This window comes from Cylindrospermopsis curvispora GIHE-G1 (genome assembly GCF_014489415.1).
In the GTDB taxonomy this organism is placed as follows: domain Bacteria; phylum Cyanobacteriota; class Cyanobacteriia; order Cyanobacteriales; family Nostocaceae; genus Raphidiopsis; species Raphidiopsis curvispora_A.
The window spans coordinates 3,076,567-3,093,355 of the sequence record NZ_CP060822.1 but is presented as its reverse complement, the minus strand read 5'-3'; the positions used below and the strand labels follow the sequence as shown (position 1 = coordinate 3,093,355).

The 16,789-nt window shown below is 40.4% G+C and carries 12 protein-coding genes; 6 read left to right on the top strand and 6 right to left on the bottom strand.

Going from position 1 to position 16,789, the window contains the following annotated elements:
• Window positions 1–8: 8 nt before the first annotated feature.
• The gene (locus tag IAR63_RS13840) at window positions 9–2,702 is read right to left on the bottom strand and encodes an efflux RND transporter permease subunit (RefSeq protein WP_187705664.1); all 2,694 of its coding nucleotides are present in this window, start codon (window positions 2,700–2,702) and stop codon (window positions 9–11) included.
• Window positions 2,703–3,253: 551 nt separating this feature from the next.
• Here IAR63_RS13840 and IAR63_RS13830 point away from each other — a divergent pair.
• The 5 genes from IAR63_RS13830 to IAR63_RS13810 all read left to right on the top strand — a co-directional run bounded on the left by IAR63_RS13830 (window position 3,254) and on the right by IAR63_RS13810 (window position 9,717).
• Window positions 3,254–3,868, top strand: a complete 615-nt coding sequence (locus tag IAR63_RS13830) for a hypothetical protein (RefSeq protein ID WP_235678281.1) — start codon at window positions 3,254–3,256, stop codon at window positions 3,866–3,868.
• A gap of 467 nt (window positions 3,869–4,335) precedes the next feature.
• Window positions 4,336–5,466: a P44/Msp2 family outer membrane protein gene (locus tag IAR63_RS13825; protein WP_187705663.1), complete on the top strand. Its 1,131-nt coding sequence runs from the start codon at window positions 4,336–4,338 to the stop codon at window positions 5,464–5,466.
• Window positions 5,467–5,669: 203 nt separating this feature from the next.
• Entirely contained in the window at window positions 5,670–7,523 is a 1,854-nt protein-coding gene (locus tag IAR63_RS13820) for a tetratricopeptide repeat-containing S1 family peptidase (RefSeq protein WP_235678280.1), read from the top strand.
• Between the two features lie 494 nt (window positions 7,524–8,017).
• The gene (locus tag IAR63_RS13815) at window positions 8,018–8,626 is read left to right on the top strand and encodes a hypothetical protein (protein ID WP_235678279.1); all 609 of its coding nucleotides are present in this window, start codon (window positions 8,018–8,020) and stop codon (window positions 8,624–8,626) included.
• 248 nt (window positions 8,627–8,874) lie between these two features.
• Window positions 8,875–9,717 (top strand): outer membrane protein, encoded by an 843-nt coding sequence (locus tag IAR63_RS13810; protein WP_187705662.1) that lies wholly within the window; start codon window positions 8,875–8,877, stop codon window positions 9,715–9,717.
• Window positions 9,718–9,777: 60 nt separating this feature from the next.
• Here IAR63_RS13810 and IAR63_RS13805 read toward each other — a convergent pair whose 3' ends face one another.
• From IAR63_RS13805 to IAR63_RS13790, 4 genes are all read right to left on the bottom strand, one after another.
• A complete protein-coding gene (locus tag IAR63_RS13805; RefSeq protein WP_187705661.1) occupies window positions 9,778–10,932 on the bottom strand; it encodes a pyridoxal-phosphate-dependent aminotransferase family protein in 1,155 nt (384 codons plus the stop codon).
• Between the two features lie 215 nt (window positions 10,933–11,147).
• Complete coding sequence (gene trpC / locus IAR63_RS13800; RefSeq protein WP_187705660.1) at window positions 11,148–12,032, bottom strand: indole-3-glycerol phosphate synthase TrpC; 885 nt, start codon at window positions 12,030–12,032, stop codon at window positions 11,148–11,150.
• Window positions 12,033–12,092: 60 nt separating this feature from the next.
• Window positions 12,093–13,523: a dihydrolipoyl dehydrogenase gene (gene lpdA, locus IAR63_RS13795; RefSeq protein WP_187705659.1), complete on the bottom strand. Its 1,431-nt coding sequence runs from the start codon at window positions 13,521–13,523 to the stop codon at window positions 12,093–12,095.
• Window positions 13,524–13,757: 234 nt separating this feature from the next.
• On the bottom strand, window positions 13,758–14,669 hold the full coding sequence (locus tag IAR63_RS13790) for an alpha/beta fold hydrolase (protein WP_187705658.1): 912 nt from the start codon (window positions 14,667–14,669) through the stop codon (window positions 13,758–13,760).
• Between the two features lie 255 nt (window positions 14,670–14,924).
• Between IAR63_RS13790 and dusB the strand changes: the two genes are divergently transcribed.
• Window positions 14,925–15,938, top strand: a complete 1,014-nt coding sequence (gene dusB / locus IAR63_RS13785; RefSeq protein ID WP_187705657.1) for a tRNA dihydrouridine synthase DusB — start codon at window positions 14,925–14,927, stop codon at window positions 15,936–15,938.
• 53 nt (window positions 15,939–15,991) lie between these two features.
• Here the strand turns inward: dusB and phnF are convergent, their stop codons facing one another.
• A complete protein-coding gene (gene phnF / locus IAR63_RS13780; RefSeq protein WP_187705656.1) occupies window positions 15,992–16,735 on the bottom strand; it encodes a phosphonate metabolism transcriptional regulator PhnF in 744 nt (247 codons plus the stop codon).
• Between the last annotated feature and the right edge of the window lie 54 nt (window positions 16,736–16,789).

The window sequence follows — 16,789 nt, the reverse complement described above, 5'->3', positions numbered from 1 at the left end:
GTGGTAGGTCAATTCATACTCTTCCTGGGAAACCAATCATCTAAAATGGCATAAACAACTGGTACAACCACTAGACTGAGAATAGTGGAAGTAACCAAACCTCCCGCGATCGCGATTGCCATAGGGGAGCGTAACTCAGATCCTGCGCCAAAGCCCAAAGCAATAGGTGACATGCCCAAAATAGTGGAGAAGGTAGTAATCATAATTGGTCTGAGTCTAACAGGACCTGCTTCCAGAATAGCTTCTGTCCGTTCCATCCCTGCTCGACGTAGTTGGTTGATATAATCTACCAACAAAATAGCATTTTTATTTGCCTGTCCTAGCAAGAACACAAATCCAATCAGAGAGATCATACCAAAATCACTCTTAGTGAACAATAAGGCCAACATAGCTCCTACCACTGCCAAAGGTAAGGAAGCACCAATAACCAGAGGATCTACCCAACTTTTGAACAATAAAACCAACACCAGAATAATACACAAAGCTGATAATATCAAAGTTGACAGGAAACTACCCACCACCTCATTTTGTCTAGCAGAGTCTCCCCCTAAATCTAGGGTTACACCAGTAGGTAAAAGAGACTTAGCTTCCATCACAATTCTATCAGTAGCATCACCAAGAGTTAAATTGCCACCCAGGTTAGCGCTGATATAGACCACTCGCTGCTGATTAAGTCGTTCCACCTGCAAAACCTGGTTTGTGGCATTGCCATCTCCCGTCACCGTCACATCAGCAAATCCAGGTAAGTTAATAATACGTTCTTTAATCTTTTTAGATACTGAACTTAAAGTTGCTAAATCATCGCCCCGCAGTGCTACTTGTAATGGTTTATCTCCTCCAGTATCTACAAATTGAATATCTTCCACACTAGTAGTCACACCAGGAAGTTTGGGTAAAGTTTGTCGTAATTGATCCTGTAGTTGGGCAGTTTTCAGCTGGCGGTCTTTTTTTAATTTCACATAAAGATTGCCCTTATTTGGCTCACCTCCACGGGAACCAACCGTAGTAAATACTGTTTCTACATCCGGGTATTTTCTGACAACTGCTTCCAGTTTTTTTGCCACCGTTAGGGAATCTTGAAGCGGATTAGGAGGGGAAATTAGGAGTTGGGTAGGATCCTGATCAGTTCTTAACTGTTGTAATGCTGACAAATCAGGGATTTTTGGTAGTGGTGCAGTATAGCTAATATTAAACTCACCTCGGTCTAACTTGGGTATAAAACCTTTGGGAATAAACGGGATAATAGCAAGACCAGCAACAAAACTGACTATGGCCAATAGGATGACGATTTTCCTGTGATTGAGAGACCAGTACAGTAAATTGGCATAGGATTGATTAACATAGCCCCCCATATTTGTCAAACTTGATAATAAACCCTGTTTTTTACCTCTCATTCTTCCCAGGGAGTAACTTTTTTTAGGTGGTTTGAGCCAGTAAATGGATAATACTGGTGAGAGAGTACGCGCTACCAATGTAGAAGCAATATAAGCTGCAGAAACAGTAATTCCGAAGGGTTTGAAAAATTGTCCAACCACACCCCCCATTAAACCAATGGGTAAGAAAACAGCTATGGCTGTAGCAGTTGCTGCTACTACTGTTAGACCGATTTCATCAGTAGCTGAGTGTGCTGCTTCTTTTGGACTTTGACCATTTTGAATGTGACGTAGTATATTTTCTACATCAATAATAGCATCGTCAATCACACTACCAATGATTAAAGCTAAAGCTAACAAGGTAATTGTTTCTAAATTAAAGCCAAAATAGGCCATCACAATTAATGTGGCTAATAAAGATATGGGAATTGCTAAAGCAGAAATTAAAGTAGCTCGCCAACTCCATAAAAAGGGGAAAATGACCACAACTGCTAGGATGATAGCTTCTATTAACGCATTTATAGTTGATTGGGTAGCTTCACGAATATAATCTGCTTGAGTAGCTGCTAGGGTGAATGTGACATTTTTGAGACTAGAACGTAGCTTGTTCACTTCTTGGTTGACTTTATCCACCACTTCTAAGGTATTGGCATCTCCACGTTTTACCACCTGAAATGCTAATACATCTTTGCCATTAAATCTGATTAAATTTCCATTATCTGGAATTAAGCTGCTGGTGTTGGGTAAAGCGGATTTTGGTGCAGTACCTAATAGTGAAACCTTGAGTACCCCCGCTAGTTTTTCAATTGTCGGTATAATTTTTGCTTTTGCCAATTGGTGCAAGTCATCTAGGTTTTTAGATTCACTTTCAATGGCATAACTTACCACTGAGGACTCATTTAGATTTAAGGGAATAATTTTATAACTTGTTCCTGCTGGTAGTTTTACGCCCTTGAGTACACTTGTAGTTTTTTGAGTAGAAGCTTCTAAATTTGTGCCAACGGCAAATAAAAGGCTAATAGCACTTTGTCCTGGATATGTGGAAGAACGAATATTATCAATTCCCGGTATGGATTTTAAACTTGCTTCTATTGGTTTAGTTAACTTTTCTTCTGTTTCTATAGCTGAGGTGATTGGTGCTTGAGCATTTACCACAACCACAGGGAAAGTAATATCTGGGAAAAGTGCGTATTTTAGGGAACTAAAAGCTAACAGGCCTGCTGCTGTTACCCCAATCCAGAAGCATACTGTCAGCCATGAAAATTTAATCGCCCACCTGGAGATATTAAAAATCTCCCGTGCGGATTTTGAGTAGTTATTTTTTACCATTGGGAGTTATGTAGCTAGGACAATCATCTAGCTATATTACATTGAACCACCGATCATTTATTCAAAATTTATCTATTCCATACATTTTTCCCAATCCAAACTACGCACCTTAATTTGTTACGATTTTGAGCCGTTCTATTGCTTGATCAATTAGGTCTAACACCTACAGATGTTGGGTTTCCTTTCTCAATCCAACCTACATTTATTATGGTTTTTGAGCCCAATTAATCCCAATCGAAGGGATGCGATCGCATGAGAAGGGCGATCGCACCACACACCCAGCAACAATTACCTGTAATACATCAAGGTATAGATTAATTTAATCTAATTGCAGACTAAGCTGTACTGGAAACTATAAAGAGAAAATTAATAGGTTGGAAACTGACTTGCAGCTCTCAGACAGGGAATTCATTCCGTGTCTTCCTCAAATTTAGTTACATCATTTTAATATCTGACACCAAATATCTATCTAAAGATAGATGAAATAAAATATTACAATTAATTATGGTTTGTTTACTTACTCCAAGTAAAAATTACACTCTATCTGAAATATGAAAATTTACTCATTCTTCTGGTTTCCTGCGGTACTCGCTAGTTTGGCTTTCACCACATCGGTTAAAGCTGAAGAGGTTCCCGCTAAAGCTGCTGACTTAATGGGTGTGAACACTGATAATCAGGACCCGTCTAATTTGTTGGCTCAATCTTCTACCCCCGGTTTTACGACAACATCCCCTACCACAGGTTCTGCTCCTTTAAAATTATCTCAAGGGATACCACCTAGAGTTATTAAACTCCGTTTATCAGACACTGGTATTTCAATTGGTAGTGTAATCTTTTGGGGAATTGCTGGGTTATTTCAAAAGAGATCAACGGACTGGGTACGGCTAGAAATAAATGGGAATGAAGTTAAGGTAGTACATACAACCAGAACAACTAACACAATTACTCAGTTTTCAAAATGGTGGGATCATCCTGTCAGAAAAATTGCTTTCAAACCGGATTCTTGTACTAACAGTTCAGATTGCGTTGTAGTCAATAAGGAAAATGGGATAATAGACATCAACGATATAAGTTTGTTGAGCAAAGGAGAATTTAAAATTGAATACCTAGAAAGCGGTGAGTGGAAATATGTGGACTTCAGAGTTCCAGCTAAAGAGTGGATATAGAGGAAAAGGGCTAAAAGCTGAAAGGAAATTTCTATCCAGATATTAACAAATCTACCGGAATGTTCACTAGGTCTAACACCTACAGATGTTGGGTTTCCTTTCTCAATCCAACCTACATTTATTATGGTTTTTGAGCCCAATTAATCCTAATCGAAGGGATGCGATCGCATGAGAAGGGCGATCGCACCACACACCCAGCACTAATTACCTGTAATACATCAAAGTATAGATTAATTTAATCTAATTGCAGACTAAGCTGTACTGGAAACTATAAAGAGAAAATTAATAGGTTGGAAACTGACTTGCAGCTCTCAGACAGGGAATTCATTCCGTGTCTTCCTCAAATTTAGTTACATCATTTTAATATCTGACACCAAATATCTATCTAAAGATAGATGAAATAAAATATTACAATTAATTATGGTTTGTTTACTTACTCCAAGTAAAAATTACACTCTATCTGAAATATGAAAATTTACTCATTCTTCTGGTTTCCTGCGGTACTCGCTAGTTTGGCTTTCACCACATCGGTTAAAGCTGAAGAAGTTTCCAATAAAGCTGCTGACTTAATGGGTGTGAACACTGATAATCAGGACCCGTCTAATTTGTTGGCTCAATCTTCTACCCCCGGTTTTACGACCACATCTCCTACCACAGGTTCTGCTCCTTTGTATACTGGTGGCGATAACTCCCAATTGCCTGCTAGTAATTATTTCTATCTCGGTGGAAGTGTGGGTCATGTTTTCCCTAGTAAGATTAATCTTACTGGTAAGTTCACAGATGAGACATTTGTAACTAATCCTAGTACTCGAACAGGTGCAGATAACTCTCCAAGGGTTACTTCACCCGCGATTCTGCAAGCTGCTAATGTACCAAATCAAATTGAAAATAACATCAGCTTCTATTCTGGTAACCAGTGGAACATAGTTGGTGGCTATCAATGGGATAGGTTCCGTGCTGAACTCGAAATTGGTAGTAGCACTTTTGGAATCGATTCTGTTAGTCAAGTACCTGGAAAGTTTTCAGCAACTGCGGGTAATAATGGAGATAGTATTACACCTGCCACCTTCCAATTACCAGGAGGAGGAGTACGGGTCGGACTAACTCAGACTCAGCTTAGCAATCAGCTTGCAATTGATACGGTAGTTCCGAGTGGTCGGGATCAGCTCACTAACGCATTAACAGACGCTCGAGATTTCGGTGTCGGAGATGGAGGAAGTCGTCGAGTAACAACAGTACCACAGATACCTACTGTCAAAGAGAGTAGAGACTACAATATGAATGTAACAACGGCTCTAGTTAATGCCTATTATCATCTTGGCAGTTCCAAATTTCGTCCCTACATTGGTGCGGGAGTGGGTTTCGGTTTTATTAGTTTGGAACCACTGGGACTTGGAGCATTGGTAGATAATGGTACATCCTTTGCCTATCAAGCAAAGCTAGGCGCTCAGTATGAAGTTGTTAAGAAGGGTAATGTCTTTGCTGAATTTAAATATTTAGGTTTGAGTGGTTACACCTCAAACAAAAATGACCTGGAACTCAAAGTGGGTTCTTCAAATGTTTACGGATTTAGTGTGGGCTACCGTCAAGGTCTGTAGTTTTTAAATACAAAAGAGATTCTGATTCCATTGCCATTACTGATACCGCAGTAATAGCAATGGAATGACGCATTCAATAGCATATTTCTCACATCTGGGGAGCAGGGGGATTAGCCCTAAATCACTAAAATAGTGTAGTATGATAGCTTTTATAGGGGCTGCAAATTTTCCAAGATTATTCTGAGTCAATCAACAAAACCTATATGAGTATAATGTATAAAACACCCAAAAATAGATTATCTGTTACCTGTATAAGTATATCAATACTTATACTTACATCTATATCCACTTCAGCGGAAGCAACGAGCAGAATTGAGGATATAGCGAGGAAGACTACAGTTCAAATTAACAGTAATGCTAACCCTGGCGGATCAGGTGTAATTATCAAAAAAGAAGGAAAAACTTACACCGTACTCACGGCGAATCATGTTGTATGTGAGAATCTAGGTACAATAAAAATTCGCTGTCGAACAGATCTTACTTATACCATTAGAACTCATGATGGTAGGGAATACCCTGTCAAAAAGCATCAAAGTATGCAAGTAAATGTCCAAGATCCAGACTTAGCAATAGTAACATTTGAATCTGAGGAAAATTATCAGATTGCACCAGTAGGAAATTCTGATAGCGTGAAAATACAGTCGGATGTCTTAGTGGCAGGGTTTCCGTCCATTTTTAACAGAGTAGGTAAACAAAGAACCTTTACAATCACTAATGGAAAAGTAGTTACCTTTATTCCCGACTCTGATCGAGGATACGGACTCATATATAATGCAACAACGTTTATCGGAAATAGTGGTGGTCCAGTATTTGATATTGATGGGAGGGTAATTGGTATTCATGGATTAGCAGATACTGATGATGGGGGTGATCAGCAAGAGACAGGATCTCCTCAACAGAAAACTGGGTTTAATGCGGGCATTCCCATTAATATATTCCTCTCTCTTAGTAATCTCAATTTGCCTAGTCCACCCGTACCAGTTACCCCAACCAATCCAACTAATCCAAATAATAATGCTACTGTTTATGCTATTGCTTATAATGATCGTGGAGTTAACCGCTACCAGTCAGGAGATAAGCAGGGAGCAATTAATGATTTTACAGCAGCTATTAACGTTAATCCTAACTTTGCTAAATCCTACTATAACCGAGCAGCAATCCGCAATGAATTAGGAGATAAGCAAGGGGCAATTAGTGATTTTACTCAATTTCTCACTTTTCACCCCTACAATGCTTTAGCTTATTATAACCGGGGAATTTTGCACCACGAGTTAGGAAACAAGCAAGGAGCAATCAATGATTTTACTCAAGTTATTAAGCTCAATCCTGGTAATATTCGTGCCTATTACAACCGGGGGGCGACCCGCAGTGACTTAGGAGACAAACAGGGGGCAATCAGTGATTTTACTAAAGTTATTGAAATAAATCCTAACTTTGCTGAAGCCTATAATAATCGGGGGCTTGCACGCCGCGACTCAGGAGATAAACAAGGAGCAATCACTGATTTTACCCAGTCTATCAACCTTAATCCTAGAGATCCCATTGCCTACAACAATCGGGGAATTGCCCGTGATGAGTTGGGAGATAAACCGGGAGCCATTAGTGATTTTACTCAGGCTGTGACAATTAATCCTAACTTTGCTCAAGCCTATAACAACCGAGGACTAGCTCGTCACAACCTAGGAGATAAACCGGGAGCAATCACTGATTTTACTCAGGCTATCAAAATCATTCCTAACTTTGCTCAAGCCTATAACAACCGAGGATTAAGCCGTAGTGATTTAGGAGATAAACCGGGAGCCATTAGTGATTTTACTCAGGCTATCAAAATCATTCCTAACTTTGCTCAAGCCTATAACAATCGAGGACTAGCACTTCACAGCTTAGGAGATAAACAGGGAGCAGTCAGCGATTTTACTCAAGCTATCAAAATTAATCCTAACTTTGCCCAAGCATACAACAACCGAGGATTAAGCCGTAGTGATTTAGGAGATAAAGAAGGAGCTATTAGTGATTTTAAGAATGCAGCAGTTTTATTTAATCGAAATGCACGCTAAGCTGCAGTGGAACTTCTAAAGAGAAAATCAGTAAATTGGAAACCGACTTGAGCTTTTATACAGGGAATTAATTCCCTGTCTCCCTGAGTATTTCATCATTAATTTAGATGCTTTTTTTACATCTCAGTAAACATTATACCCCTTGTAGTTATAAAAATATATTTATATTTACTGTATTTTAATATACTAAAAAATTGATATATAACTATGCTAATTGTAGTTTTAGGTCTAAATACTGGCTGTGTGTAAAGTAATTTATTTTGCAAGTACAAATCAACTAACATTTATGTCAGTGCTAAACTCAATATATTTACGCAAGATTTATTTACCTAATAGGTTGTTTTTGTTATAGATTAGAGCTGATCAAATTAGTTACATTATTTTAATATCTGAGACCAAATATCTATCTAAAGATAGATGAAATAAAATGCTACAATTAATTATGGTGTCACTGCTAACTCTAAGTTAAAACTTGCACTCTATCTTCTAAAAATATGAAAATTTACTCAATCTTCTGGTTTCCTGCAATACTCGCTAGTTTGGTTTCGACTGCATCCGTTAAAGCTGAACAAGTTTCTAATAAATCTGCTAACCTAATAGGAGTCAGCACCGATAATCAGAACCGATCTAATTTGTTGGCTCAATCTTCTAACCCCGGTTTTACGACAACATCCCCTACAACAGGTTCTACTCCTTTAAAATTATCTCAAGGGATACCACCTAGAGTTATTAAACTCCGTTTATCAGACACTGGTATTTCAATTGGTAGTGTAATCTTTTGGGGAATTGCTGGGTTATTTCAAAAGAGATCAACGGACTGGGTACGGCTAGAAATAAATGGGAATGAAGTTAAGGTAGTACATACAACCAGAACAACTAACACAATTACTCAGTTTTCAAAATGGTGGGATCATCCTGTCAGAAAAATTGCTTTCAAACCGGATTTTTGTACTAACAGTTCAGATTGCGTTGTAGTCAATAAGGAAAATGGGATAATAGACATCAACGATATAAGTTTGTTGAGCAAAGGAGAATTTCAAATTGAATACCTAGAAAGCGGTGAGTGGAAATATGTGGACTTCAGAGTTCCAGCTAAAGAGTAGATATAGAGGAAAAGGGCTAAAAGCTGATTAGTCAAATGATCTTGTCCACCCGCTAAAGCGATGTCAAACCGCTTTCCCATCAAAGAGCGAATTGCTTCCATCCCGGGTACTGATACCGCAGTAATCTTGGTTACATTATTTTAATATGTGAGACTAAATATTTATCCAAAGATAGATGAAATAAAATGTGATAACCTATTATGGTGCCATTGCTAACTTTAAGTTGAAACCTGCACTCTATCTGAAATATGAAAATTCACTCATTCTTTTGGTTTCCTGCAGTACTCGCTAGTTTGGCTTTTACAACATCGGTTAAAGCTGAAGAAGTTTCCGCTAAAGCTGCTGACTTAATGGGAGTCAGCACTGATAATCACAACACCTCTAACCTGTTGGCTCAATCTTCTGACGGTTTCACACCATTAGCTCCGACACCAAGCTCTACTACCCCTTTGTTTCCTGGTGGCGATGTTAATCCGGATTTACCCGCGAGTAATTATGGTTACGGTAGTCTTAGCGTTGGTTTTGGTTCTCAAAGTGATGTGAATATAACGGAGAACGGTCAAAATTGGGCGAAATTCAAGGATTTTAATAGTGCATTTTCATTTAATGCAGCATTTGGTTATCAATTTCAACTGTTTAGGGCTGAATTAGAAGTTGGTAACCAGTTTTTGAGTGCCAAGAATCTAGATTATGACCTCAATACAAGATTTCCCAGAACGGGAACACTCTCTGGTAACATGAGTGCAACTACTATTCTATTGAATAGTTATTTTGATATCCCCACGGGTTCCAAATTCCGCCCCTATGTTGGTGGTGGACTTGGTTTAGGTATTATCAGGGGTAAAATATTGAATGCACCCTTTTGTGATAGTGGGTGTCTCCCTGGACGTGATTACAGTCTTGATGGAACTGCTTTTGCTTACCAGTTAAAAGCAGGTCTACAGTATGAAATAGCAAGAAAGGCGAACATCTTTGGTGAGTTAAAATATTCCAGTATTTCCAGTTACCAAACACCTTATATAGGTACTACTGATATCATTGGTCCTTTTAATTCCTTCGGGGTTGCTATTGGCTATCGCCAAGGTTTCTAATCGTCTAAGCGAATAACTCTCCCACCAAATTGGGGTAACTATGGTGGGAGTACACATATATTAAATAGTGGTAAATACCTTCACCGCAGCAGCAACACCAGCACCAGGAATAAAGTTCTCATAACCCAGCTCCCCAAGAACCACCTCCAGGGCCGAAACACAACTAAGAATATCCCGATCGCTCACGAATCCCAAATGACCGATACGAAAAATCTTGTTAGTCAAATGATCTTGTCCACCCGCTAAAGCGATGTCAAACCGCTTTTTCATCAAAGAGCGAATTTTATCTGCTTCCATCCCGGGTACTGATACCGCAGTAATCGCGGGACTGGCCCATTCATCCGGTGCAAATAGGGGCAAATTCAATGCTTTCATCGCTGCACGGGTAGCATTTTTTTGCCGCTCGTGACGGGCAAAAATTGATTCTAATCCCTCCCTCTTCATCATCCCCAAGGTGGTATGTAATGCTACAATTAAATTCACTGGTGGGGTAAATGGTGTGGTGTTCTTGGCTGTGGATTTGCGATATTTGCCTAGGTCTAAGTAGAATTTCGGTAATTTGGCAGTTTTATATGCTTCCCATGCTTTGGCACTGACGGAAACAAATCCTAAACCCGGTGGTATCATATACCCTTTCTGAGAACCGGAAGCAACTATGTCTAATCCTAGTTCGTCTACTGCTACATTATAAGCTCCCAAACTGGTAACGGCATCAACAATAATTAATGCCTCACCGTGTGCTTTTACATGGCTATTAATAGCTGCTAAATCATTAATTACTCCTGTAGAGGTTTCGCTATGGGTAATGACTACAGCTTTAATTTCCTTTTTGCTGTCTGCTGCTAATATTTCCCCAAATTTGCTTGGGTCTAGGGGTTTTCCCCACTCAGCGGTTACCACTTCTACGTTTAAACCAAATGCTTCTCCTACTTCTACCCAACGTTCCCCAAATTTGCCGTTATTACCCACTAATATGCGATCGCCTGGGGAGAGAAAGTTAATAATTCCTGCTTCTACTGCTCCTGTACCACTAACATTGAGCATTAATACATCGTTGGTGGTCTGATGTAACCATTTGAGGTTTTCTGTGACTTCACCCATCATGCTGCTAAACTCCCCGGTTCGATGACCAATGGGATGTTTGGCTAATGCTAGTAAAGCTGCTTCTGGTACTGGAGTTGGTCCAGGAATCATCAACATTAATTTGTTTTCCATTATTTCTACCTTAATTGTTTATAACACTAAGTGGGTGGGTGGAATTAAATATAAGATGAACCTAGGTTGGGTTGAAGTATGAAACCCAACGCCACGGGTCTCGTTCCTCGACTCATCCTACAAATAATTGTGCCTCCCTACTTAACACCACTAGGTTTTTGATTTTCCACGAGTTCCCAATCATATCATTGGTTGATTATATCTAAAATAATTCTTTATCTTCCAAAAAGTTGCTTAATTGCTAATTCCGGATCTGGTTGTTTGACTAGGGACTCGCCTACTAGTATTGCTGATGCACCTGCTTTTTCTACTGTACTGATGTCTTCTGGTGTGTGTATCCCCGACTCGCTAACTACTAAAATATTTCTTGCTTGGATTTCACCTCCCCTCTGTTTAAGTAGTTCACCGGTGGTCTGCAAGTTAACGGAAAAATCTTCTAGGTTACGATTATTTATACCAATTAAATTTACTCCATCTAGTTTTAATACTCTGTCTAGCTCTTCTAAACTGTGCACTTCAATTAATGCGGCCATTTTCAAACTTTTGGCAATCTTGATGAAATACTGCAAATCTTGATCACTTAAAATCGCTGCTATCAATAAAATTGCGTCCGCACCATTGACCCTGGCCAAGTACATTTGATAGGGATAAATAATGAATTCCTTGCACAGTAATGGCAGATCTACCACACTACGAATCAATGATAGATTCTCAAAACTACCTTGAAAAAATTTGCTATCTGTCAACACCGAAAGACAACTGGCACCTCCTGCTCCATAGGATTGGGCAATTTCCACAGGGTTAAAGTCTTTTCTTAATACCCCTTTGCTGGGAGATGCTTTTTTGACCTCTGCTATTAGGGCAGGTTTGGTTTTACTTTGGCGCAGTGCGGCTAGAAAATCACGGGTTGGAGGTGCAACCAAAACCTGCTTTTGCAGTTCCCTTAAAGGTACCTTGTCCCTCCTTTGTTCTATTTCTATCTCTTTTGACCAAACTATTTCTTCTAAAATGTTATTTGGCGATGCCTCCTCTAGAGCGACTTGGTAGCGCACTATAGAAACATCTATGGCGGGACTGGGAGAACGACGACGTATTTGCATGAAGTTAACACAGGAGAGGGTTTAACACCTAGGGGAGATTCTCCCCTATGGCTGGATATTCTAGATGGCGATCGCTCGTTTATAGGCTTCATCCAAAACTTCTGAAAGTGTGGGATGGGCATGAACTAGATAGGCTAGGTCTTTGACAGAGTGACGATAAGCTACAGCTGAGGATGCTTCATGAATCAGATCGGAAGCGTGTACACCGAAAATGTGTACGCCTAATACTTCACCGGTATCTTGACGATAAATCACCTTGGCTATACCATCTGCTTCGTTTTCTGCTAAAGCTTTAGAGTTACCTTTAAAGTAGCTTTTAGTAGTGCCAATTTCAAAACCTTGAGCCAAACCTAATTCTTGAGCTGCTGTTTCTGTGAGACCCACATAACTAACTTCTGGATGGGTAAATGCAGCAGCGGGTATGCTGCGGTAGTCTACCTTTTTGTTTCTACCGAGGATATTTTCCACTGCGATAATTCCCTGAGCGGAAGCAGCGTGAGCCAACATCATTTTACCATTAGCATCACCAATCGCATAGAGATTAGGAACAATTTCACTACCAGCAAGTATGTGCATACCATCATTGACAGGAATAAAGTTCCGTTTATCCAGTTCCACACCCACGGTTTCTAAACCCAGATTTTTAGTGGCAGGGATACGTCCTGTAGCTACCAAGCAGGCATCTACCTCTAACACTTCCACATCTTCTTTAGTTTGGAAGTCTGCCAATTCAATTACAACCGGGGAACCGGGAATAATTTTCTTAGCGTAAATACCTACCTTAGTTTCAATATCACGAGAGGTAATTAATACCCTTTCTGCTAGTTTGGCAATATCCCGATCAAATCCTGGCATTAATATATCCACGGCTTCAATCATTGTTACCTCAGAACCTAAAGCCGTATAAATATCGGCAAATTCCAACCCAATGTAACCACTACCAATAATGGCAATCCAATCAGGTAAAGACTCTAATTTTACCCCTTGGTCACTGGTAAATACTGTTTTGCCATCTATTTCGATTCCAGGAGGGACAAAGGGAACTGAACCGGGAGAAAGAATAATATTTTGGGCAGTGATGATTTTTTCACTTCCAGTTGTCACCACACTCACCTTTTGTGGCCCAGCTAACTTTCCCCAACCCCTAATAATATCTACACCCAAACGCTTGAGACTATTAGTTAAATCCCCTTGTATTTTGCTAACAAGATTATTGGCATGTTGGGCGATCGCCTCTCGCTGGAAGGAGACTCCTCCCAACTGAATTCCTAGGGACTGGAGATGGTGAGCATCACGCAATTCGCGTACTTTTCCCGATGCTGCCAACAAAGCCTTAGAAGGGATGCAACCTCTGTTAACACAGGTACCACCCATATCACCTGCTTCAATAATGGCTGTTTTTAGACCATAATGGACAGCATGTAAAGCTGCACCATGTCCGCCCACACCTGCGCCAACAATCACTAAATCGTAATCAAATCCAGAAGTCACGTTAGTCTCCCCACTGCTTTAAACTTAGTTACTTTTTCATTTTTCACCTGATCTCAAGTTACCATCGGGCAATTACTAAAAAGAGCAACTAGAAAAAATTTATCGCCCGGTTGTTTAATGAAGATGCGAATTAAAGACATTTGTATTAAGTAGGGAGGCACAATTGTTTGTAGGATGGGTTGAGGAACGAAACCCATGCGGGCGTTCATCTTATATTTAATTCCACCCACCCACTTACTCAGGGCAATTGTGTCTAATCCAACCTAAAATCACCTGATTAACCAATTCAGGTGACTCATCATGGGGACAGTGACCCACCTCCTGTAAATATAACACTTCCAGCTTATCATTATACTTAGCAAATTCAGAAGCCAATTTAGGTGGGATAAATCTATCCTTTTCCCCCCAAATCAACAGCATGGGAATGGTTAAATTGGGTAGTATGGTCCTAGCCCTGGGACTAAATTCTGCGCCAATAGAGGCTTTAAACAGGGCAATAAAAGCACGGGTAGAACCTCTATCTTGAGGTGGTCCTGCCAAAATATCCATTAACTCATCAGTGATAGCTTGGGGGTGGGCATAGGCAAGACTAGCCCAACGTCTGAGCACAGCTGGTTGACGAATGAAATTGAATAGGGGTTTGAGCAGCAAGGGAGAGGCGAATATACTCTTAATTCCTCTGACCAGGGGATGAAGAAAAGGTGGTAAAACCTCCTGTTCCAGATTAGGATCGGGTAAACTCATCATCACTATACCCTGAACCATATGGGGATGCACTGCTGCTGCTACCAGGGTAACTAGGGAACCAAGAGAGTTACCTATTAATATTACGGGTTGATGGATAAAAGTTTGCCAAAAATCGTAAAGTTGCTCCACCCACAGATTGACACTGTAGTTAGCGGGAACCTTTTCAGAAGCGCCAAAACCCAGCATATCCAGAGCATAAACCGTGTGGTGTTTCCCTAACACCTCTAAATTATGTCGCCAATGACCAATAGAAGCACCAAAGCCATGTAGCAAGATTAGGGGAGTTGCAGTTTGCCGGTGATCCCCAGGACGGATAAAAGTATAGCGGATTTGCCAACCTCTCCACACCCAGTCTCTTTGATTACCCACTCGTTTTTGCCAAGATAAAGCTTTTGTCACAGGTCAACCCTCTGGAAACTGTTGAGCCTTGCAGGAGATGTCAATTCTCCTCTACTGAGTTTGCTTAGATTTAATCTCAGCATTCTCTCTACTTTTTTGCACGACCCCCAGTGTAACTTGGTCTAGGGCAAATGTCAAGAGGTTTACAAAAAACAGCCGTCCTAGAAGGACGGGGTTTTCTCAACCGGTTTTGATATACTCGGGTAAGATACTCTAAGATTAACAAATGCGCTCTTCCCATTTCCTATCCCTCCCATGCTTTCTCCTGATTTAAAGTCTCGCCTTTCTCAACCTCTAAAAATCGGCTCCTTTGAGGTCAAAAGCCGGGTTCTACAATCCCCCTTGTCTGGAGTGACGGATTTAGTATTTCGTCGCTTGGTGCGTCGCTATGCACCGGATTCCATGATGTACACTGAAATGGTTAATGCTACAGGTTTACATTATGTGAAACAACTACCCAAAATTATGGAGGTAGACCCTAATGAGCGCCCTATTAGTATTCAGTTATTTGATTGTCGTCCTGATTTTTTAGCAGAAGCAGCAGTGAAAGCAGTAGTAGAGGGTGCAGACACTGTGGATATTAATATGGGCTGTCCGGTGAATAAAATCACTAAAAATGGTGGTGGGTCATCTTTATTACGCCAACCAGAGGTAGCAGAAGCTATTGTCAGGGAAGTGGTAAAATCAGTGAATGTACCAGTTACGGTGAAAACCCGTATTGGCTGGAGTGATAAAGAAATTACTATTCTAGAGTTTGCCAAAAGGATGGAAGATGCGGGAGCAAAAATGATTACCGTCCATGGTAGAACTCGTGCCCAGGGTTATAATGGTAATGCTCGTTGGGAATGGATAGCCAAGGTTAAACAAATACTTTCTATTCCAGTGATTGCCAATGGCGATATTTTTTCCGTTGCAGCTGCTGTCAAATGTTTGGCAGAAACTGGCGCAGATGGTGTAATGTGCTCCCGTGGGACCTTGGGATACCCTTTTCTAGTAGGTGAAGTAGATCATTTTTTAAAAACTGGGGAATTATTACCTTCCCCCACCCCCACCCAACGCCTGGAATGCGCTAGAGAACATTTGTATGCTTTATGGGAATATAAGGGCGATCGCGGGGTACGTCAAGCCCGTAAACATCTTACCTGGTATGCGAAAGATTTTATGGGAGCAGCAGACTTACGAGGGAAATTAAGCACTATAGAAACTGTACAACAGGGGTTAGACCTAATTGATCAAGCAATAGAACGGCTCAAAATCGTAACAAATTAAGGTGGGCTAGAAACTGTTTAGTAATTTCTACTCGTATCAGGTATCCCGTTTTTTTAATGACATTGAGTTAAATCATTCTCAAAAAATAACTCCATGCGATCGCCCCGAAATCGAGTTACCCCGTATTCAATTACATTACCACCTTCATCCACATTCACAGACTCAGCCAAAAGAATCGGTTGATTATCAGAGAATTGCAACAAAATGGCATCTTGCGGTTGCACTAACCGAGCAGAAACAGCTGTACTACGCCGAATATGGTCACATCCATACACCTGATACAAAAACCTTGATATGGATTTCTCCGTCTCTAAAATCTGAAGATGGCTGGGCTCAAAAAAGTCTGGGAACCTGGTCAGGGGAAAATATCCACTACATACACAAATGGGTTCCTCATTGGCAAAACCTAAACGTTCAACCAGAGCTACCTTATCCCCACAACTAATTTCCAACCCCCTAGATATTGCCAGATCGGCTGACACCTCTAAAATACGTAATAACTCAAACCTAACCTGCCAACCCTGGGTCTTAAGAGTCTGATTATAACGCACCCGCTTACCAATAGAATAGCGAATTGTCCTAGCAGCTACAAAAGTTCCTCTCCCCCTCTCTACCCTTAGCCATCCTTCATTTCTTAACAAACCAATAGCCTGTCTAATAGTATGCCGATTTACCCTAAACTGCTGTGCTAAAATTGTTTCCGTAGGTAATTGTTCCCCTGGATCAAAAACCCGTTGTAAAAGCTTTTCCCGCAGTTGATCCGCAATCTGAATGTAAATAGGAATAATTTCTCTCATATTTTATATCTATCCAATTGCTATTTACTCAAAAATCTGTTACTTTATTTTTTG